Genomic DNA, 21,036 nt, shown 5'->3' with positions numbered 1-21,036 from the left:
GGATTTCCTCACGAATGCGCGGAGATGAAGGTCAGAATTTCGTCGGAAAGCCGCCGGTCGGCGGTGCCGAGGTGCATGGCCATCGAGTAATGGTTGTGGCCGCTGGCATAGTGCGTGCGCGGCAGGCAGCCGTGGCGGTCAAGCCGGGCCTGCAGAAGCCCGGCCCACTCGGCCTGGAAGCGCGGCGGATCGAACTCGGCACAAGCGAGCAGCAAGGGGAGCGCGGTCTCGACCACTGCCTTGCGCGGCATCCGTCCGGCGTAGGCGTCCTGCGGCCCGTAGTAGAGCATGTCGCGCTCATCGAGCGGGGTGAAGCCGTAGAGCCCCGAGAGCAGGACGGCTGCGCGCACCATCCCGGCATGGTCGCTCCGCAGCTTCAGGAACCCGGCAATGTGAACCGAACCGGCGGAGGTGCCCAGCAATACGATCCGCTCGGGATCGCCGCCGTGCTCGGCCGCGTGCTCCTGCAGCCATGTGACGGCGGCGGCGACATCCTCGGCCCCGGCGGGCCAGGCCTCGCCGGGCGCGAGGCGGTAGTTCATCACCGCGCCCAGCATCCCGTTCGCGGCGGCCCAGCGGCCCAGATGGGCGTTGGCCCAGCCGCCGTTGCCGTTCCCGTCACCGCCCTTGTCGCCGACGAGGAAGCCTCCGCCGTGGACGAACAGCAGCACCGGGCGCAGCCTCCCGCCCTCCCCCTCGCGATAGAGGTCCAGCCGGTTGCGCAGATGCGGGCCATAGGCGCAGTCGCTTGCGACAGGGGCAAGCGCGGCGGCGCGGGGCTCCTGCTCGGGCGCGTAAAGCGCCCTCACCGCGCCCACCACATCGGGGCCGAGGCGGGTTCCGAGTTCGGCGATCGTATCGGTCACACAGCCTGCTCCTTCAGCGTCCGGTCGAACAGGAAGGACACCGCCAGCCGCGTACAGGCAAGTCCCAACAGCGCGCCGTACACGACCTTGAAAGCCAGTGCCGGATGGCTGGGCACTTCGTGGAGCGGCCCGAAAAGCGCCAGCCCCGCGAGGACGAGCGCGGAGGCGACGCCGCAAGCCACGCCGCGCAGGACGATCCCCGCGACGCTTGCGGGCGTCGCCAGCCCCATCCCGCGCAGCTTCGCCCGCACCAGCAGGGTCGGCACCAGCGAAGCCATGAGTGAAACCATCACCCCTTGCGGCACGAAATCGAGCGCGAAGCGATCCGGCGCCGCCATCGTCAACGGCCTTGCGGAAAGGCCGAAGACGATGGCGAAGAACACCGCGCTCAGCACCGCGTTGATAACCGCGCTGATCGCCTGTTCGCGGCGACGCAGCGCCCGAAGGTCCAGATCTGACGGCGCCGCCATCGTCAGAACTTCGCGTCCAGGCTGATGCCGACGTTGCGGAACGACTGCGGCCCGTAGATCGCGCCGATGTTGCCTTCGCTCGCCCCCGCAGTCGTCGTGCTAGTGTAGGGGAAGTCGCTCTGCATCAGCGAGGGTTCGTGCACGTTGAACAGGTTGCGCACGAACAGCGCGACCGAATAGCGCTGGTCCTGCGTGCGCAGGCCGACCCGACCGCCGACCATCCAGTGGGCGCGGAAGGTCGTGTCCGCCACCGAGTTCGCCTCGTACCGCACGCGCGACTTCCAGACGGTGTCAACCGCCAGGAACCCGGCCAGAGTATCGCCGAAGTCCTGCTCGTACTCGCCCGAGAGCGTGAACTTGTAGCGCGGCGAATTGGCCAGCTGCGTGCCGCCGATGTCAGTGCCGTCGGTGCCGACGAAGCCGCCGGGATAAGTCGCCTTGGCGTAGATGAAGCCGGTGTTGAGCGAGAGGTTGGGCGTCACCTTGCCGAAGAAGTTCAGCTCGGCACCGCGCGTCTTCACGCCGTTGATGTTGGTCTGGACGCACGAGATGATGCCGTTGTCGTCGACGGTGCACTGCTGCGCCTGGAAGTTGCGGATCTTCATGTAGAACACGCTGAGGTCGGCCACCCAGCCGCCGAACAGCGTGGCCTTGAGGCCCGCTTCGTAGGAAGTCGGGATCTCGGGCTGGACGACGGAGGGATCGCCCACCGCCGGAACCGCGATCTGACCGCCCTTGAACCCGCGCGATACGGTGGCGTAGCTCATCATCGTCGGCGTCAGATCGTACTGCGCGCCCGCACGCCAGGACCACTTGGCAACGTCGAGGAAGGTTTCGGTCTCGGACGTCGCGGTGTTCAGCGAAAGGCGATCGGTCGTGTAGCGCACGCCGCCGATCAGGCGGAAGCTGTCCGAAACGTGGCCGGTCGCCTGCCCGAAGAAGGCCAGCGATTCGTCGCGGATCGTCAGCGCGGGCGTGGTCGATGTGACGATCGGGATCACGACGCCCGGAACCGGGACCAGCGTGACCCGAACGATCTCGGGAATGCGGGTCTGCTTCTGGCTCGAATAGAACGCGCCGGCGGTATACTCGATGGGCGAGCCCGCGGCCGAGCTGACGCGGAACTCCTGCGTGAACAGGCCGAGGTCGCGGTCGACCGGGTCGTTGGCCACCTGCAGTTCCAGCGGCGAGCCGCGGAAGACGTCGGACGCCGCACCGTACCCGGTCTCGGTCGCCTTGCGCCAGGCGGTGATCGAGGTCAGCGTGAACGGATCCGCCGCATAGTCCACCTGCAGCGAACCGCCATAGCTGGTCGCCTTGCCGACCTGGTCGTTGTTGCTGCAGTAGTCACGGTTGCCCTCCCGCACGGTCACGCCGCAACTGGCGAGGCGATCGGTGATGCCCACCGCGTCAAAGCCCGCACCACCAAGGAAAGAGCCGGGGCCGCTGGTCTTGACGAAAGTGAAGAAATCGCCGCCGTTCTCGTAGCGGGTCTGCGAATAGTCGCCGATGAAGTTGACGGTGAGGCGGTCGGTCGGTTCCCACAGCAGGCGGCCGCGCACGCCGTAGCGGTCGTTGTTGTTATAATCACCGGTCGTCGCGTTGCGGTTGACGCCCTGGCGCAAGTTGGCGACGCCCGAGACGCGCATCGCGGCATTGGATGCTAGCGGCACGTTGATGACACCTTGCACGACCTGGTTGCCGTACTTGGCGCCTGCCGTCCCGGCGTTCGACAGTTCGGTGCGCACGCGGCCGGAGAACTCGCCGAATTCGGGCGCATTGGTGGTGATGTTGATGACGCCCGCAGAGGTCGTCAGGCCGAACAGCGTGCCTTGCGGGCCCTTCAGCACCTCGACGCGGGAGATGTCGAACAGGTCCGAGATATTGGCGTTGCCCTGGCTCACCTGATCGACGACGACGCCCACCGAGGCGACCGCACCGGGAGAGAACGTCAGGGTGCCGATGCCGCGGATCGATCCGCCCCCGCCGGTGTTCTGGCCCGGTGCCGACTGGATTTCGAGGCTCGGCGCGATGCGGGCGAGGTCGTTGACGGTGTTCACCTGCTGACGCTCGAGCTGGGCCGCGCTGGCGACGGTGATCGAGATCGGCACCTCGGTCACCTTCTCCGCGCGGCGCTGGGCGGTGACGATGATGTCGTTGCCCGAGGCGTCGGCGGTCGAAGTGTCGGCGGGCGCACCTGCGTCCTGCGCAAGGGCAGGAGCGCCGATGGTGCTCAGAGCGATGCCCGAAAGCAGCGCAATCTTGCGAATGGTCATGTCTGTCTCTCCCTTGAACTTGTTATCTGGTTGGTCGAAGCGGCTCAGGCTTCATCGATGACGGGGTTGGAAAGGGTGCCGATCACGCCGACCGAGACTTCGACGGTGTCTCCAGCCTTGAGGTAGAGCGGGGGCTTGCGCTTGTCGCCGACGCCGCCCGGGGTGCCGCTGGCGATGACGTCGCCGGGGTGCAGTTCGGTGAAGGTCGAGCAATAAGCGATGACCGTGGGAATATCCCAGATCATGTCGGAGACCGGCTGGTCCTGTACCAGTTCGCCGTTCACGCGAGTCTGCACGCGCTGCGCGGCAAGGTCCTCGACTTCACCCGCCGGGACCATGTGCGGACCGAAGGCGCCGGTGCCGGGCCAGGTCTTGCCGGGGGTGAACTGGATGTTGTGACGCTGCCAGTCGCGGATCGAGCCATCGTTGAACGGCGCGTAACCGGCCACGTGGTCCCACGCATCCTCGGGCGCGATGCGGCGTCCGCCCTTGCCGATGATCACCGCAAGCTCGCCCTCGTAGTCGAAGCGTTCGCTTTCGAGCGGGCGGACCATGGCGTCGCCGTCGGCGATCAGGCTGTCGGCCCAGCGGGTGAAGATCGCCGGATGCTCCTTCTGCTCGCGCCCGGTCTCGGCGACGTGGGTGGCGTAATTGAGCCCGACGCACAGGATCTTGCCGGGGTTCGGCACCACCGGCAGCAGCCTGACGGCGGCGCGGGCAAACTCGCCAGTTACGGGAAGCGCCACTAGATCACCCGCGAGCGCGTCCTTCAGCCAAGCATCACCGCCGGGTGCGCCGAGATCGAGCACCGTCTCGCCATCGAGACGGCCAAAGCTGCTGGTGCCGTCGGGGCGCTGGAAACTGATATACTGGGTCATGTCCGTTTTCTCCTGACCTGCCGGAACTGCGGCAGCGGTGTTCATTGTCCTTGCGCTTCGTCCCGCCAGTCGCGGCGGAAGCGGAAGCGTTCCTCGGCGCGGCGCAGTCCGGCGAAATCCTTGTCCGAGATGCCCCACTGGTCGATGCGGTTCTCCGGCCAGGTCCAGTCCTCCGGCGCGCCGACACGGTAGTCCTCGGGCACTTTCTCGACGGCGGTGGAGAACTCGATCACCGGCCCGAACGGCGCGATGTAGTAGGCGTAGACGTTGGCCCCTGGCCCATGCCGCCCCGGCCCCCAGGCAGGCGCCAGCGCGTGGTCGCGCAGCCTCCCAATGCCGCGCATCACCGCATCGAGGTCCTCCATTTCGAAGGCGATGTGATTGAGCGAGCTGATCCCCGCCCGCGCGAAAGCGGTCGAGTGGTGGCTGTCGTTGCAGCGCACGAAGACCATGCCCTTGGTCCTGTCGGAAACGCGAAAGCCCAGCACTTCCTCCACCGCCAGCCCGGACGCCTCCGCGTCGGCGGAGTTGAACACGACGTGGGTGAGCTTGACCGGCAGGTCGCGGCCCGCGATCGGCTCGACTTCGCCTGCATCGACGAGGAAGCGCAGCAGTTCGCCTTCGGGCAGTTCGACGAGCAGGCCGTGACCGCCGCCGGGGTCCTCGCTGACCGTGGCGCGGTGCGGCCAGCCTGCGGCGGCGGCGCGGCCCGTGATGCCATCAAGCTCCTCCGCCGAGCACAGGAAGGTCGTGGAGCGGACGAACTCGTCCGCCGATTGCTCGAAGGCGACGAGATAGGGGTAGGAACCGGAACCGCGCAGGTAATGGGTCGTGCCGATCACGTCGGCGGGCGCCATGCCCCACACATCGGTCATGAAGGCGGCAGCAGCGGCCGGATCGGGCAGCGCCAGTTCGATGCTTCGCAGTTTCATGCCTCGGTCTCCTCGACAAGTCCGGCCGCCCTGATCCCTGCGAGCGCACAGTCGGCATCGCACTCGCCCGTATCGCCGCTGACACCGACCGCGCCGATCAGGGCGCCTTTCGCATCACGGATCACCACGCCCCCGGGCGAAAAGGCGATGCCTCCGCCCACGGCCACGCTGACGCTATGGAAGAACACCGGATTGCCCTTTGCACGCTCGGCGAGGATGGCGGTGTCGGCGTCCATGCCCACGGCCCCTTCGGCCTTGGCGCGGGCGATGTCGAAGCGGTAGAGACTCGCCCCGTCCTCACGCGCGAAGGCGACCGGGTGGGCTCCGGCGTCGAGCACGATCACCGCCAAAGCCTTCGCGCCCTGCGAGCGCGCTTCGGCCAGCGTGGCGGTCACGATGGTCTGCGCCTGCAAGAGCGTCAGGGTCATGCGGTCAGTTCCTTGTGATCGAAAAGCTGGGCCGCGCGGGCGGCCAGCAGGTCCTCAGCGCTGTCCGAGGCGGTTCCGAAGACGTAGTGGTCCGGGCGCACCAGCACGGCATCGACGCCGTGCTGGTCGAGCCACGACGCGATCGCCTCATTGTCCGCCAGCGCCGCCGCGACGACGCGGGTGACGCCCCCGGCCTCGCCCGGCACGGTGTCGTCGCGGACGAAAAGGCGCCAGCCGTCGCCGGTGCACTCGTCCAGCTTGCTGCCGTCGGCGAGCACCGGCTGGACGAAGCGCGCGCCTGCACCCGAAGTGCCGGAAAGCACCAGCCCCTCGCGAATCGCGGGGATCAGGTCATGCGCGGTCTCACCCTGCTTGCCGCGTGCTTCCTCACGGATACGGGTATCGCGGGCGGCGGCAAGGTCGGGGTCGAGTTCGCAGATGTAGCGCCCGGCCGCCACCGCCGCGCCGATCACCGCCCGCACGTGCGGGTCGCGCTCGGGCTGGTAGGTATCGAGGATCACAGGTGACGCGCCCGCATTAATCACCGCGTCCATCTTCCAGGCCAGATTGGCGACGTCGCGCAGGCCATGGCACATGCCCTGCCCGAAGAACGGCGGCGTCTGATGCGCGGCGTCCCCAGCGAGGAAGACATTGCCGACCTGCCAGCGATGGGCGACGAGGCCGTGAAAGCGATAGGTCGCGGCGCGCACGATCTCGTGCGGTACGTCGGCCATCCACGCGCCGACCAGTTCGGCGACCTTGTCCGGCGCAGACATCGCCTTGTCGTCCTCGCCGGGGAGCAGCATGAATTCCCAGCGGCGATGATCGCGGCGGCCGGGCACCACGGTCGCGGGGCGCACCGGATCGCACATCATCACCGACAGCCGCTGCAGGTCTGCCCCTTCGGGCACGCCCGCGATCGGCGGGAAGCTGACCGGCCCCTGCACTTCGGCATCGACGACCAGCCAGGGCTCCTCGAAATCGAGATCGTCGAGGTCCACGCCCAGCGCCTTGCGCACGGTGCTGCGCGCGCCGTCGCAGGCGATCACCCAGCGGGCCGAGGCGCTCTGCCGTTCACCGCCCTCGTCGTAGGATACGGTAACACCGCCCGCGTCCTGTTCCAGACCGGTGAACGTCGCGCCCAGCTTCAGCGTGACGTTCGCCATGCCGGCGAAGCCTTCGCGCAAGTGGGCTTCCAACTCGGGCTGGTAGAAGAAGTAGTCGTTCGCCCAGCCGAACGGGCGCGGCTTGCCCACCGTGCCCATGTAGCGGATGACGCCGTGATCCGCGCCGACATGGAGGTGCCCGTCAGTGGCGATCATGTCGCCCTCAGCCCGGTCGATCACCCCGGCCGACTGGAACAGGCGCATCATCTCATGGTCGAGATGGACCGCACGCGGCAGGGGGTAGTGTTCCAGTTCCCGTTCGAGAACGAGGACTTGCAGCCCTTTCAGGCCGAGAAGGTTCGCGGCCAGCGCGCCCACAGGGCCGCAGCCTACGACAACGACGTCGTACGACATGATTTTCGTCCCTGTTAAAACTCAGTTCGCGGCGGCGGCGACCCCTGCCCCGGCCCCGGCCCCAGCCAAGATGTCACTTGGAGCCTTGTGCAGCTTGCCGCCCTTCATGATCATCTTCAGGCGATCCTTGTCCTGCAGGATCGCAACATCCTGCGTCGGGTCGCCGTCCACCAGCAGCAGATCGGCCAGCCAGCCCTCGCGGATCACGCCGGTCTCGATGCCCATAAGTTCGCCGCCATGCTGGGTCGCCGCCTGCAGCGCCTCGGCGGGAGTGAAGCCGAAGTAATCGACGAAGTGCTGCAGGTCGCGCGCGTTGCGGCCATGCGGGTTGAACGGGAAGCCATAGTCGCCGCCGACCAGCACGCGCACGCCGCGCGCCTTCAGCCGCGGGATCAGCTTCGCCTCAAGGTCCATGCGAACCTTTGCGCTCGCCTTCATGTGCGTCATGTCGACGTGTGGCGGCGGGTTCGCCTCCAGCGCGGCGACCGAGACACCGGGACCGGGGGCATAGAAGAACCTGTCCTTCTCCGCCGCCATCCGCTCCACCGTCGCTTCGTCGGCGAAGGAGCAGTGGTAGACGATTCGCGCGCCCGCATCGAGCGCGAGGCCGATCGCCTCGGGCGAATAAGTATGGCAGGCGATCCACATCCCGGCCTCGCGGGTGGCCTCCCCCGCCGCCAGCATTTCCTCGCGGGTATAGAGCACGTCCATCGCGCTGCCGGGCTTGAGCGCATCTTCGCCCGAGACCACCAACTTGATCGACTTGACGTCCTCGTCCGCGCAATAAGCCACGAACCGGCGCATCGCATCCGGGCCACGGCCGTTGAACACGTCGCCGGTATCGTCGCCTTCGGGGCTGCGCTCCAGCGTCGAGGGAACGAGGCGCGGCCCGGGCGTATCGCCCTCCTCGATGGCGCGGGCGAGATCCGGCTCGATCATGTCGCCCAAGGCACCGGCCGAGTAGAGGCTGGTGAAACCGTGGTCGAGCAGCACCCGCGCATTGCGCCAGGCGGCGACCTTCAACTCGTCATGCGGCAGGATGAACTGGTGGTAGACCTTCTCCAGCGAGGAAGCCCAGGTCAGGTGCGTATGCGCATCGACCATGCCGGGCATGAGGGTCAGCCCGCGCCCGTCGATCACCAGATCGGCGGCCTCATCGGCGAGTGCGTCCTCACCCGGCGCGACGCGGGCGATATGCTCGCCCTCGACCAGAACGGAGCCTGTCCGGAGCGCCGAGCCGGTGCCGTCGAAAATGGAAACCTGGCGGATCAGTGCCCGCATCCTGCTCTCCTGCGATCATCGTTATCGCTGGATTGTTAAGCTGCGCAGACCCACAAAGTAAAATAATGATTTTTTGCGATGCCATAGCAACAGGCTATGGATTTTGCAGAGCCTCCATCATCGCCTGCGCCAGGCGGGAGAGCGGGCGACTGGCTAGCCACAGCACGCCGACGCTGCGTTCACGCACGGCTTCCTCGATCATCACGGCCCGGATGCTGTCGTCGGTGACCCCGTCGAGCGCCACGGTTCGCGGCAGTACCGTCACCCGGTCGCTCTCCCTTACGATGGCCCTCGTGGTGAGGAGGGAGTCGCAGCGGATCGTCGTGCGCGGCACCGCCACCCCCGCGGCGATGAACAGCGCATCGACCTGCCGCCGGAACGCACCGCGCGCCTCGGGCAGCACCCAGGGGTAGCTCTCGACCTCGCGCAGCGACACGCGGCCCGGCAGCTTCTCGTGCCGGGGGCCGACGATCAGGACGAACGGATCGCTGGCGCACGTGACCTCCTTCATGTCCGCCGGAACGCTTTCGATGCCGGTCGTCACGAAGGCCAGTTCGATCGCCCCTTTGCGCACCATCTCCAGCAGTTCCTCGTCGGGCCGCTCGATGGCGCTGAGCGCGAAGTCGCCGATCGCATCCTCCACCCGCATGATCGCGCCGGGCAGGAGAGTGAGCAGGGCGCCCGGCGTCCCGCCGATGCGCAAGGGTCCGGCGATGCCGTGGCGCGTGTGCTCGATCTCGGTCACGGCATCGCCCAGCAGCGTCGCCATGGCCTCGGCCCGGCGCTGGAGCACTTCGCCTTCCGCCGTCAGCACGATGCCGCCGCGCCCGCGCTCGAACAGCACGACGCCCAGCTTGCGCTCCAGCAGCGAGATCGTGTTCGACACCGAGGGCTGCGAGAGGTTGAGCGCCCGGGCGGCAGCGCTGATCGATCCGGTATCGCAGACCGCGCGGAACGTCAGCAGGGCGCGCGGGTCGATCGCCGAACTGCGCCGATATTCGCCTGCTTCCACCATTCCGGTATGCCTTCGTCTGCCTGGGCCTACCCCTGACGGAGATCACCCGCCGACGCAATCCGCGCCGACGGGTGAGTGCCAGTCCATCAGACGATGCCTTAGACGATGCCGGCGCCCAGGCCCACGGCCTTGCGTTTCTGCGCCTTGCGGTCGCGCCAGCGGCTTTCGCGGTAGACGCCCAGCACGTCCGCCGCGCCGCCTGCATCGATGCGGGCCTTCGCCAGGATCGGCGAGACATCGACGTTGTAGGCCCGGCGCAGGGCCTGGAAGGCCATCATCGTGTCGTTCGATTCCTGCGCCAGATGCAGCGCCTCGCGGTCGACCAGCAGCGCCTTGGCGTAGCACGATCCGATCGCCTCGGCCGAAGACAGCATGGATTCGATCGGGTCGGTGACGTTGTGCGACTGGTCGATCATGTAGCTGGGATTGAAGCCATCGCGGGGGCTGAGTTCGGCCTCGACCAGTTCGTTGAACACCAGGAACAGCTGGTGCGGGTTGATCGAGCCAGAATCGAGGTCGTCGTCGCCGTACTTGCTGTCGTTGAAGTGGAAGCCGCCGAGCTTGCCGAACCGGTGCAGGCGCGCCACGATCTGCTCGATGTTGACGTTGGGTGCATGGTGGCCAAGATCGACGAGGCACTTGGCCTTGGGGCCAAGCTCCTGCGCCGCCAGGATCGAGGAGCCCCAGTCGCTGATGACGGTGGAGTAGAACGCGGGCTCGAACATCTTGTGTTCCAGCAGCATGCGCCAGTCGTCCGGCAGCGCGGCATAGACCTCGCTCGCGGCCTCCAGATAGCGGTCGAGGCTGCGGCCAAGATCCTGCTGGCCGGGGAAGTTGGTGCCGTCGCCCACCCACACCGTCAGGTCGGTGGAGCCGAGCTGGCGGCCGATCTCGATGCACTCGATGTTGTGCTCCACCGCCTGAGCCCGCGTCGCCGCGACGGTAGAGGACAGCGAGCCGGTGGCGTAGGTCTGCGCTTGGTCCTTCTGGTCCTGGAACGTGTTCGAGTTCACCGCATCGAAGCCCAGGCCGAGGCTGGCGGCCTCCTCGCGCAGCGCCTTATAGTCGCTGACCTTGTCCCACGGAAAGTGCGGGCTGACGCGCGGGGTCAGGCGCGAGAGCTGGTTGATGACCGCGCAGTCCTCCAGCTTCTCGTGGATGTTGGTGGGCTCGCCGGGGATCGGGAACTTGGCGAAGCGCGTGCCGCCCCGGCCCGCGCCCCAGCTGGGAACGGCGACCGAGAAGCCGGCGACCTTGTCCTTGATCGCGTCGATGGCGATGCCCGAACGCTCCAGCTTGCGGCCGAGCGCGGCGTATTCGTCATCGAGCGCCTCGGCGGCGCGGGCATTGGCCTCGGCGATCAGTTCGTCGGAAATCGGCAGTCCGGTCATGGCGATCCTCTTGTCTTATCACAATGTGGCGCCGGGCCGGGTTGGAGCGGCCCGGCGCCAGTCTAGCGGGAAGGCGGGTGGTAGGAGGTCCCGCCTTCCCTGCGCAAATCAGCGGGTGAAGGCCTGCGCGTTGCCCGCATCCACGTTGATCATGTTGCCGGTCGACTTGGCCGACTGGTCGCCGGCCAGGAAGTACACGGCCTCGGCGATGTCCGAAGGCAGCACGTCGCGCTTGAGCATGGAGCGCTGGCGGTAATGTTCCTCCAGTTCCTTGCCGGTGTCGATCCCGTGCGCGCCGGCGCGTTCCTTGCGCCAGTCGCCGTCCCAGATGCGGCTGCCCTTGATGACGGCATCGGGGTTGACGACGTTGACGCGGATGCCGTGCGGCGCGCCTTCCAGCGCGAGGCAGCGCGCCAGGTGGTTGGCCGCCGCCTTGGCCGAGGCATAGGCGCTGGCGTTGGTCGCGGCGGCGACGCCGTTCTTCGAGCCGATGAACACGACGCTGGTGCCGCCCTGTTCCTTCATCCCCTTGAGCAGCGGCCAGGCGGCGCGGCTGGTCAGGAAGTAGCCTTGTGCCAGCACGTCGTAGTTGCGGTTCCACAGCTCGATCGTGGTCTCCTCGATCGCGGCGGACGAGGCGATGCCGGCGTTGGCGACAAGGATGTCGAGCCCGCCGAACTCCCGCGCGGCCACGGCGAAGGCCTCGGCGACCTGCGCCTCATCCGTCACGTCGCAGACCACCGAACGCACCACGTCCTTGCCGAACTGCTTGGCGAAACCGGCGCGGATTTCCTCGACGACGCCGCCGTCGCGGTCGGCCAGCACCACGCAGGCGCCGTCGGCCATCAGCCGCGCCGCCGTCGCCGCGCCGATCCCGCCGGCGCCGCCGGTGACCAGCGCCACGCGGCCGACCAGGGGCCTCGGCGCGGGCATGCGCTGCAGCTTGGCTTCCTCGAGTAGCCAGTACTCGATGTCGAAGGCTTCCTGTTCGTCGAGCGCGATGTAGTCGCCGATCGCCTCGGCGCCGCGCATCACGTTGATGGCGTTGCCGTAGAACTCACCGGCAAGGCGTGCAGTGGTCTTGTCGGTGGCGAAGGTTATCCGCCCGACGCCCGGCACCAGCACCACGACCGGATTGGCATCGCGCATCGCGGGCGAGTTCGGACGCTTGCAGCGGGCGTAATAGGCGGCGTAGAGATCGCGGTAATCGGCGATCTTCTGCGCCAGATAGGCGTCGTCCTGCAGCTTCGCCGGGTCGAGCGTCAGCGGCGCGATCTTGGTGCGCAGGAAGTGATCGGGGCACGAGGTGCCAAGATCGGCCAGCCGCTGGAAGTCCGCGGAGTTGACGAACTCGAGCGCTTCGGCATCGTCCGAATAGTGGCCGACCTTGCGCCGCGCTCCGGTCATCAGGCCGCGCAGGCGGGGCATGAGATCGGCCGCGATTGCCGCGCGGTCCCCAGCGGTTTCATAGACCGCGCCGCCGAACGCGGGCTTCCCGGCAAGGCCCGCATTGAGGTAGGCGGCGGCCTGCGCGATCAGTTCGACGGTGTGTTCGTAGCAAGCCTTCGCGCTGTCGGCCCAGCAGATGATGCCGTGGCCGGCGAGCATCACGCCCTCGACGCCCGGATTGGCGGCGACGTAGTCGCGCAGCTGGACGCCCAGCGTGTAGCCGGGGCGCTTCCATCCCAGCCAGCCGATCTTGCCGCCCCAGATCGCCTGGGTCGCGGCCTCGCCGCCCGAACTGGCCGCCAGCGCGATGATCGCATCGGGGTGGACGTGGTCGACATGGGCGAAGGGCAACAGCGAATGCAGCGGCGTGTCGATCGAGGCCGCACGGCCGTTGAGGTTGAACGTGCAGTGCGGCAGGTAGCCGACCATCTTGTCGTCGTCGTCCGGGCCTGCATAATGCGCTTCGAGCCCGAGCAGCTTGCGCTGGTAAAGCGTGGCGAAGCCGTCCAGCTTCATCGAACCGATGTCACCGCCCGATCCCTTGACCCACAGCACTTCGACCGGCTCGCCGGTGAGCGGATCGACGTCTTCCAGCTTGGCGGAAGTATTGCCGCCGCCGAAGTTGGTGACGGTCAGGTCCGAGCCGAGCAGGTTCGAACGGTACAGCAGCAGTTCGGCGGGAGACAGCGTCGCCGCCAGCGAATCGTCCCAGCGGCTGGTGGGGACGGCAAACGCGATGGCGGGGGCGGATTTCAACGGGGCGGCGGGGACAGTGATTGTTTCCATGGACACCCTCTGACATTTCCTCTTTTCATGTTCAATCTGACTCGATACTAATCGATCATAAACAATCAATCAACACCATGTTCGGGCAGATCGCTGCCTGGTTGAAAATGGCGGCGGAGAGAATGGCAGGAACAGGCGCTTACATCGTCGTCGATATCGGCAAGACCCTCAGCAAGGTGTCGCTGTGGTGCCGTTATGGTACCCTTGTGTGCCGCCAGGTGCGCCCCAACCCGACCCATGAAATCGACGGGATTCGCCGCCTCGACGCCGAGGGAATCGGCGAATGGCTGCGGGCCACCCTGCGTGAATGGGCAGACCATCCCGTCGAGGCGATCATCCCCGTGGCCCATGGCGCCGCCTTCGCCGCGATCGGAGAAGACGGGCTGCTTTTCGCCCCGCTCGACTACGAACAGCCGATCCCGGGCGACGTCATGGCCGCCTACCGGGCCGAGCGCGACGCGCTTGCCGTGACGGGCTCCCCCGCCCTGCCCGACGGTCTCAACATGGGCGCGCAGATCTGGTGGATGGCGCAGCGCCACCCCGAGGCGATGGCGCGGGCGACGCTGGTGCCCTGGGCGCAGTACTGGGCCTGGCTCCTCACCGGCCAGGCGGTCAGCGAAGTGACCAGCCTCGGCTGCCACTCGGACCTCTGGGCACCCGGCGAAGCGCGCTTCTCACCGATGGCCGAGCGCCTCGGCTGGGCCGAGCGCTTTGCCCCCGTGGTCGGCGCAGGCGAGGTCGTGGGGACCCTGCGCCCCGAACTCGCGGCCGAGACCGGCTTGCCCGCGAGTGCGCAAGTCCTTGCCGGACTTCACGATTCCAACGCCGCGCTGCTCGCCGCGCGCGGCTTCGCGCAGATCGCGCGGCAGGAGGCGACGATCCTTTCCACCGGCACATGGTTCATCGCCATGCGCCTTGCCGCCGAACCTTTCGCCATCGCCTCGCTGCCCGAAGGGCGCGACACGCTGGTCAACGTCGATGCCTATGGCGCGCCCGTGCCCTCGGCCCGTTTCATGGGCGGGCGCGAGATCGAGACGGTCATCCAGCTCGACACCCGCCGCATCGACATCAAGCCCGACCAGCCCCGCCTGATGGCCGAAGTCCCGGCGCTGCTGCGCCGCCGCACGATGATGATGCCCACGCTCGCGCCCGGCTTCGGCCCCTATCCGGACGGGGAGGCGCGCTGGGTCAACGCGCCGGTCGAATGGCAGGGCACCTGGTACGCCCGGCGCGCGGCGATCTGCCTTTATGCCGCGCTGGTGGCGGATACCGCGCTCGACCTGATCGGTTCGAAGGACCGGCTGCTGATCGAGGGGCGCTTTTCCGAGGCTGAGGTCTTCGTGCGCGCGCTCGCCGCGCTGCGGCCGGACACCCGGGTCTTCCTCGCCAATGCCCATAACGACGTCTCGTTCGGCGCACTGCGCCTGATCGACCCGTCGCTCGAAGCGGGCGGCGAACTTATCTGCGTCGAACCGCTGGAAGGCGACCTCTTCGGCTACCGCGACGCCTGGCGCGAAGCCGTGGCGAAGGCTCCCGCAGGACTGACCGCATGATCACCGCCTCGATCCCCGACTTTCGCGAAGCCGCACGCCGCACGCTGCCGCGCTTCCTGTTCGAATACATCGACGGCGGCTCCTATGCCGAGGCGACGCTGCGTCGCAACGTCTCCGACCTTGCCGAACTCGCCCTGCGCCAGCGCGTGCTGCGCGACGTCTCGGCGCTGGACCTGTCGACGCAGCTGTTCGGCCAGAAGCTGGCCCTGCCCCTTGCATTGGCGCCGATCGGGCTGGCCGGCCTCTATGCCCGGCGCGGCGAGACGCAGGCGGTGCGGGCGGCGCAGAACGCCGGCGTTCCCTTCACGCTCTCCACGGTGGGCGCCTGCACCATCGGCGAAGTCGCCAGGGCTGCGGACCGCCCGTTCTGGTTCCAGCTCTACATGATCCGCGACCGCGCCTTCATGAAGGACCTGCTGGCGCAGGCGGTCGAGGCGGGCTGCTCCACCCTCGTCTTCACCGTCGACATGCCGGTCCCCGGCAGCCGCTATCGCGATTACCACACCGGCCTTGCCGGCTCGGGCGGGACCAAGGGCGCGCTCTGGCGCTTTGCGCAGGCCGCCGCCCGGCCCGGCTGGTCATGGGACGTCGGCATCAACGGACGCCCGCACACGCTCGGCAACGTCGCACCTGTGCTGCAGGGCAGGACCGGGATCGAGGACTTCTTCGCCTGGATGCGAAACAACTTCGACCCCTCGATCAACTGGCGCGACCTCGATTTCATCCGCTCCGAATGGAAGGGGCCACTGATCATCAAGGGCATTCTCGACCCGGACGACGCGCGCGAAGCCGCAGAGCTGGGCGCGGACGGCATCGTCGTCTCCAACCACGGCGGGCGGCAGCTCGACGGCGTGCTTTCGAGCGCCCGCGCCCTGCCCCCGATCGTCGATGCGGTGGGAGACCGCCTGACCGTGCTGACCGACGGCGGCATCCGCTCCGGTCTCGATGTGGTGCGGATGCTGGCGCTGGGCGCCAAGGGCGTGCTGCTGGGCCGCGCCTGGGCCTGGGCGCTCGCAGCCGGCGGCGAGGCAGGCGTCACGAATATGCTCAAGCTGATCGAGGCCGAAATGCGCGTCGCCATGGCGCTCACCGGCACCACCCGCATCGACCAGATCGACAGGTCGGTGCTTGCTGAAGGGATGCCGTCATGAGCGGCGAGGACAAGACTGACAACTGGCGCGACACGATCCTCGCGGGCCTTGCGAACTACATCGATGCGGGCTCGATCGTCGCCGGCTCGGCGGCGCTGGCGCTGTGGCAGGAGAGCTACCACCTCTCGAACGACTTCGTCGGCCTGATCGCCGCCTTCGGCCCCAATGCCATCGGCGCGGGCGTGGGCGCGATGATCGGGGGATGGCTGTGCGACCGGCTGGGCCGCAAGAAGATCTACCAGTGGGACATGCTGATCTACGCGGCGGGCATGTCGCTGCTGGTCTTCGCGGCGGCGCCGTGGATGATCGTGACCGGGTTCCTGATCGTGGGGCTTGCTGTGGGCGCCGACATCCCCGCCAGCTGGTCGCTGATCGCCGAACAGGCCCCCGACGCGAGCCGGGGCAAGCATTCGGGCGTGGCGCAAGCCTTGTGGTATCTGGGCCCGGTGGTGGTCCTGCTGATGAGCCTGGCGCTCACCTCGCTGGGCGTGCTGGGCGCGCGCATCGTGTTCGGCCACCTCGTCGTGATCGCGCTTGGCCTCACGCTGCTGCGATCGCGCATGAAGGAATCTGAGCGCTGGGTGGAGGCGCAGAAGTCCGCCGCCGCGCGCCCGCCGATCTCCTCGCTGTTCCGGGGCCGCTACCTCGGCTCGATCCTCGGCCTGGCGGGCATGTACGGTTTCTGGAACCTGTGGGCAGGCACCAACGGCTTCTTCTTCCCGTACATCCTGCGCACCGTGGGCGCGGCGACCCAAGCGCAGAGCGTCGCCATCCAGGCGGTCTCGTTCGGGGTGGCGATGCTGTCGGTCTACTTCATGTTCATGAAGCTGTCGGACAAGGTGGACCAGCGCGTGCTGTTCGCGGTCTCGGCGGTGGTGCAGGTCGTCGGCATGGCGCTGCTGGCGGTGCTGCCGCTGACCATTCCGGTGGCCCTGCTCCACGTCTTCCTGCTGCAGTTCGGTGCCGGTTTCGGCGCGCAGAGCTTCTTCCAGCTGTGGAGCGCGGAACAGTTCCCCACTGCCCTTCGCGCCACCGCGCAGGGCCTGTGCTTCGCGATCGTGCGCATATCGCTCGGCGGTTTCAGCCTGTTCGTGCCGATGCTCAACGCGACGGGCTTTACGAAACTCGCCTGGATACTTACCGGGTTTCTCGTCATCAGCGGCGTGATCGGCATGCTCTGGGCTCCGCGCAACGAGGGCAAGTCCCTCGAACAGCTCGAGGCCGAGCGCGCGCCGACGTCATAGGAGAGCAGACGAGCCCATGCACGCCGAAGAACGCGAACGCCTGATCCTGGACGCGGTGGCCTCGACCGGCTTCGTGAGCTATCGTGCGCTCGAAGCGCAGCTCAACGCTTCTCCCGCCACCATCCGGCGCGATCTGACCCGGCTGGAAGAGGCTGGCCGCATCCTGCGCGTCCACGGCGGTGCCAAGCTGCCCGGAGACCAGCGCCCAGACGGACAGCCGGGGCTGGCGGGCACGCCGTTCGCGCAGTCGATCACGCAGAACCTGCCCGCCAAGCAGGCGATCGGGCGGATGGCGGCGGCGCTGTGCCAGCCCGGCGAAGGCATCATGATCGACGGCGGCACCACCACCCTGCAGATGTGCCAGCACCTTGCCGGGCTCGACTGCCAGGTGCTGACCAATTCGCTGCACATCGTCGATGCCCTGCTCCCCCAGCCCGGTACACGGGTACTGCTGCCCTCCGGCACCGTGTTTCGCGAGCAGAACATCGTCCTGGCGCCCGCCGGCGAGGATTCGATGCCGCGCTTCCATGCCCCCAAGCTGTTCATGGGCGCCGCTGCCGTCGGCCCGCAGGGGGTCATGCAGCAGGACGTGATCCTGGTCGCTGCCGAACGGCGCTTCATGGACCGCGCGGAAAGCGTCATCCTGCTGGTGGACAGCTCCAAGTTCAACTCGTCCTCGGGCGCCATCGTCTGCGGCCTCGACGAGGTCGATACCGTCGTCACCGATGCCGGCATCCCGCCGGAGATGGCACAGCGACTGCGCGACATGGGCGTCAAGCTCATCATCGCCTGACCCGCCCCGCCACAAGCCAGGAAAGGCGCGTCATGGCTTGCCACACCCGCCGTTCGCTAGCCTTGCTGTTACTTACGGTGCCGCTGGGAGCCTCCCTGCGAGCGTCGCTGGCCCTGGCCGCACCGAGGAGCGCGCGCCGGGTCCCGATCACCCGGTCAGGCGCGGTCGCGGACGGGCGCACGATCAACACCGCCGCCATCCAGCGCACCATCGACGAAGTGGCCCGGCTCGGCGGCGGCACCGTGGTGGTCCCGGCGGGCGTATTCGTCAGCGGCGCGCTGTTCCTCAAGCCCGGGGTGGACCTGCACCTCGAACGGGACGCGGTGCTGCGCTGCACTACGCAGATGGAGAACTTCCCGCCCCGACGCACCCGCATCGAGGGGCATTTCGAGGAGCACTTCACCCCTGCCCTCCTCAACGCCGCGAACTGCGATGGCCTCAAGATCACCGGCGAGGGCACGCTGGACGGGGCCGGCCGGCCGATCTGGGACATGTTCTGGAAGCTGCGCAATGCCGCCCCGGTCCCCGACGAGTTCCCCAACCTGAGCATCCCGCGCGCCCGGCTGGCGCTGATAGAGGGCTCACGCAACGTCACCATCGAGGGCGTGACGTTCCGGGATTCGCAGTTCTGGAACCTGCACCTCTACGATTGCGAGGACGTGCTGGTGCGCGCCGCCCGCTTCGAGGTGCCGGACGACTACGCGCAGGCGCCCAGCACCGACGGCGTCGATGTCGACAGTTGCCGCCGCGTGACGATCGAGGGCTGCTACTTCTCGGTCACCGACGATTGCGTCGCGGCCAAGGGTTCCAAGGGCCCCCAAGCGCTGGAGGACGCCAGCAGCCCGCCGGTGGACGGCCTGCACATCCGCGACTGCCACTTCCGGCGCGGCCACCACGCGCTGGCCTGCGGCAGCGAGGCGACGATCGTGCGCAACGTGACGATGGAACGCTGCCGCGTGACCGGCGACATGGTACTGCTGCGCCTGAAACTGCGCCCGGACACGCCGCAGGACTATCGCGGCATCGCCCTGCGCGACATCGTCCTGGACAGCGGCGGCGGCACCATCGTGTCGATCGAGCCGTGGAGCCAGTACGCCCGTCCGTCTGACGACGCGCCGCCCCGCTCGCAAGTCGATGCCATCGCCCTGGAGCGGATCACCGGGCGGTTCGGCGCCTTCGGCACCATCCGCCCCAATCCCGGCCAGACCCGGATCGGCACCGTCGTGCTGCGCGATTTCGACGTCAGGCTGGCTGACCCCGAACTTCACGCAACCGGGGTCGACGACCTGCGCCGGGTCCGGGTGACCGCAAGGCCAGTCGATGCGGGCTGAGGCGCTCCGGCATCGTCGGCAGGCTGGCAACCGGACAACAGCGCTTGACGGCCGGCGGTTTCGTTCACATAGGGCGGCCAAGGCAATGGATTCCTGCCTGGCATAGTGCCGAACCGCCCTTGCAAGGGACGATGATTCCTACCTGCGCCATCATGGCAGCAAGGAGGAATCGTGCGCGCTACGTTTGCAAATCTGGTCTCGTCCCTCGACATCGCGGCGTTCTTTCGGACCCGGCACGACCATGCCGTCTCGGTCCTGCGCTGGATGGTGATCCTGGTGCCCATGGCGCTGGCCGTGGGCAGCCTTTGCGCGGCCTTCCTGTGGAGCCTGGACGTCGCCACGCGCACGCGCTTCGCCCACCCCTGGCTGCTGTTCCTGCTTCCCGTGGGCGGGCTGGTCATCGGCCTGCTCTACCAATGGACGGGGCGCAGCGTGGAGGGCGGCAACAACCTCATCGTCGAGCAGATCCACCAGCCGGGCGGCGGCGTGCCGCTGCGGATGGCGCCGCTGATCTTCGTCGGCACGGTGGCCACTCACCTGCTGGGCGGCTCGGCCGGGCGCGAGGGAACGGCGGTCCAGCTGGGCGGCAGCCTTGCCAGCGCGGTGGGCAGACTGTTCCGCCTCGACGCGGACGGCGTGCGCGTCCTGCTGATGGCGGGCATCGCCGCCGGCTTCGGCGCGGTGTTCGGCACCCCGCTCGCGGGCGCGGTGTTCGCGCTGGAGGTGCTGGCGATCGGCCGGGTCGAATATGCGGCGCTGGTCCCCTGCCTGGTCGCCGCGGTGGTGGGCGACTGGACCTGCCACGCCTGGGGCATCCACCACGGCGCCTACCACATCGGCTATAGCGCCCTCGCCGGCGAGGCGCTGACCGCGCAGCCGCTGCTGCTGGCCAAGGCGGCGCTGGCCGGTGTGGTCTTCGGTCTGGCGGGCCTGCTCTTCGCCGAGGCGAACCATACGCTGGGCGGCCTGTTCAAGCGCTGGATCCCCTATGGCCCGATGCGGCCCTTCGCGGGCGGCATGCTGGTGATCGCCATGGTCTACGTGCTAGGCACGCGTGACTACCTGGGCCTGGGCGTGTGGTCGCCCGATCCCGGCGCTCCCACCATCGCCGCGTTCTTCGAACCCTCCGCCGACAACTGGAGCTGGCTGCTCAAGCTGGTGTTCACCGTCGTGACGCTCAGCACCGGGTTCAAGGGCGGGGAGGTGACGCCGCTGTTCTTCATCGGCGCCGCGCTTGGCCATGCGCTGGGCGGCGTGCTCGGCGCGCCCGTCGATCTGTTCGCGGGGCTCGGCTTCGTCGCGGTGTTCGCCGGCGCCGCGAACACGCCGCTCGCCTGCACGCTGATGAGCGTGGAACTGTTCGGCGCTGACCATGTCGTGCCGATCGCGATCGCCTGCTTCGTTTCGTACTTCTGTTCGGGGCACAGCGGCATCTACCTGTCGCAGCGGATCGCCGTCTCCAAGCCCGGTGCGCGCCCTTTTACCCCGGACGCGACCTTGCGCGAAGCCCGCGCCGCACGCCCGATCCGACGTTGAACGCACTTTTGATCTGCCCCCTTCTGAGTGGCCCAAAATCTGTTTTAGATTTGGGCATGAAGGAGGACTGGAATGGCGAGGAAGCACAAGCCGGAAGAGATCATCGGCAAGCTGCGTGAAGCGGAGATCGTGCTGG

General features: G+C 68.0%; 17 protein-coding genes. 6 read left to right on the top strand and 11 right to left on the bottom strand.

Features of this window, described 5'->3' with window-relative positions:
* Window positions 1-8: 8 nt before the first annotated feature.
* The 11 genes from V2S85_RS24445 to V2S85_RS24395 all read right to left on the bottom strand — a co-directional run bounded on the left by V2S85_RS24445 (window position 9) and on the right by V2S85_RS24395 (window position 13,292).
* Window positions 9-866, bottom strand: coding sequence for an alpha/beta hydrolase (locus V2S85_RS24445; RefSeq protein WP_330705400.1), 858 nt, complete (start codon window positions 864-866; stop codon window positions 9-11).
* Complete coding sequence (locus V2S85_RS24440) at window positions 863-1,336, bottom strand: hypothetical protein (protein WP_330705399.1); 474 nt, start codon at window positions 1,334-1,336, stop codon at window positions 863-865. The genes V2S85_RS24445 and V2S85_RS24440 overlap by 4 nt, the downstream gene beginning before the upstream one ends.
* Window positions 1,337-1,338: 2 nt before the next feature.
* Window positions 1,339-3,612 (bottom strand): TonB-dependent receptor, encoded by a 2,274-nt coding sequence (locus V2S85_RS24435; protein WP_330705398.1) that lies wholly within the window; start codon window positions 3,610-3,612, stop codon window positions 1,339-1,341.
* 44 nt (window positions 3,613-3,656) lie between these two features.
* Complete coding sequence (locus V2S85_RS24430; RefSeq protein ID WP_330705397.1) at window positions 3,657-4,490, bottom strand: fumarylacetoacetate hydrolase family protein; 834 nt, start codon at window positions 4,488-4,490, stop codon at window positions 3,657-3,659.
* Between the two features lie 41 nt (window positions 4,491-4,531).
* Window positions 4,532-5,422 carry a VOC family protein gene (locus tag V2S85_RS24425; protein ID WP_330705396.1) on the bottom strand — a complete coding sequence of 297 codons (891 nt, stop codon included), beginning with the start codon at window positions 5,420-5,422 and terminating at the stop codon, window positions 4,532-4,534.
* Window positions 5,419-5,850: a GlcG/HbpS family heme-binding protein gene (locus V2S85_RS24420; RefSeq protein WP_330705395.1), complete on the bottom strand. Its 432-nt coding sequence runs from the start codon at window positions 5,848-5,850 to the stop codon at window positions 5,419-5,421. Before V2S85_RS24420 ends, V2S85_RS24425 begins: the two co-directional genes overlap by 4 nt.
* Complete coding sequence (locus V2S85_RS24415) at window positions 5,847-7,370, bottom strand: bifunctional 3-(3-hydroxy-phenyl)propionate/3-hydroxycinnamic acid hydroxylase (protein WP_330705394.1); 1,524 nt, start codon at window positions 7,368-7,370, stop codon at window positions 5,847-5,849. The genes V2S85_RS24420 and V2S85_RS24415 overlap by 4 nt, the downstream gene beginning before the upstream one ends.
* Window positions 7,371-7,391: 21 nt before the next feature.
* Complete coding sequence (locus tag V2S85_RS24410) at window positions 7,392-8,651, bottom strand: amidohydrolase family protein (protein WP_330705393.1); 1,260 nt, start codon at window positions 8,649-8,651, stop codon at window positions 7,392-7,394.
* Between the two features lie 94 nt (window positions 8,652-8,745).
* Window positions 8,746-9,666 carry a LysR family transcriptional regulator gene (locus V2S85_RS24405; protein ID WP_330705392.1) on the bottom strand — a complete coding sequence of 307 codons (921 nt, stop codon included), beginning with the start codon at window positions 9,664-9,666 and terminating at the stop codon, window positions 8,746-8,748.
* A gap of 98 nt (window positions 9,667-9,764) precedes the next feature.
* Entirely contained in the window at window positions 9,765-11,057 is a 1,293-nt protein-coding gene (locus V2S85_RS24400) for a TIM barrel protein (RefSeq protein ID WP_330705391.1), read from the bottom strand.
* 108 nt (window positions 11,058-11,165) lie between these two features.
* A complete protein-coding gene (locus tag V2S85_RS24395) occupies window positions 11,166-13,292 on the bottom strand; it encodes a bifunctional rhamnulose-1-phosphate aldolase/short-chain dehydrogenase (protein WP_330705390.1) in 2,127 nt (708 codons plus the stop codon).
* A 122-nt stretch (window positions 13,293-13,414) separates the two neighbouring features.
* Here V2S85_RS24395 and V2S85_RS24390 point away from each other — a divergent pair, with 122 nt between their 5' ends.
* From V2S85_RS24390 to V2S85_RS24365, 6 genes are all read left to right on the top strand, one after another.
* Window positions 13,415-14,845, top strand: a complete 1,431-nt coding sequence (locus tag V2S85_RS24390; protein WP_330705389.1) for an FGGY-family carbohydrate kinase — start codon at window positions 13,415-13,417, stop codon at window positions 14,843-14,845.
* Complete coding sequence (gene lldD, locus V2S85_RS24385; protein WP_330705388.1) at window positions 14,842-15,996, top strand: FMN-dependent L-lactate dehydrogenase LldD; 1,155 nt, start codon at window positions 14,842-14,844, stop codon at window positions 15,994-15,996. Before V2S85_RS24390 ends, lldD begins: the two co-directional genes overlap by 4 nt.
* Window positions 15,993-17,240 (top strand): MFS transporter, encoded by a 1,248-nt coding sequence (locus tag V2S85_RS24380; RefSeq protein ID WP_330705387.1) that lies wholly within the window; start codon window positions 15,993-15,995, stop codon window positions 17,238-17,240. The genes lldD and V2S85_RS24380 overlap by 4 nt, the downstream gene beginning before the upstream one ends.
* Window positions 17,241-17,256: 16 nt before the next feature.
* Complete coding sequence (locus tag V2S85_RS24375; RefSeq protein WP_330705386.1) at window positions 17,257-18,033, top strand: DeoR/GlpR family DNA-binding transcription regulator; 777 nt, start codon at window positions 17,257-17,259, stop codon at window positions 18,031-18,033.
* 32 nt (window positions 18,034-18,065) lie between these two features.
* Window positions 18,066-19,364: a glycoside hydrolase family 28 protein gene (locus V2S85_RS24370; protein ID WP_330705385.1), complete on the top strand. Its 1,299-nt coding sequence runs from the start codon at window positions 18,066-18,068 to the stop codon at window positions 19,362-19,364.
* Between the two features lie 171 nt (window positions 19,365-19,535).
* A complete protein-coding gene (locus V2S85_RS24365) occupies window positions 19,536-20,900 on the top strand; it encodes a voltage-gated chloride channel family protein (protein ID WP_330705384.1) in 1,365 nt (454 codons plus the stop codon).
* Window positions 20,901-21,036: the final 136 nt, after the last annotated feature.

This window comes from Novosphingobium resinovorum, from assembly GCF_036352595.1.
Taxonomy (GTDB): Bacteria; Pseudomonadota; Alphaproteobacteria; order Sphingomonadales; family Sphingomonadaceae; genus Novosphingobium; species Novosphingobium resinovorum_B.
This window is presented reverse-complemented; position numbering and strand designations above follow the sequence as displayed.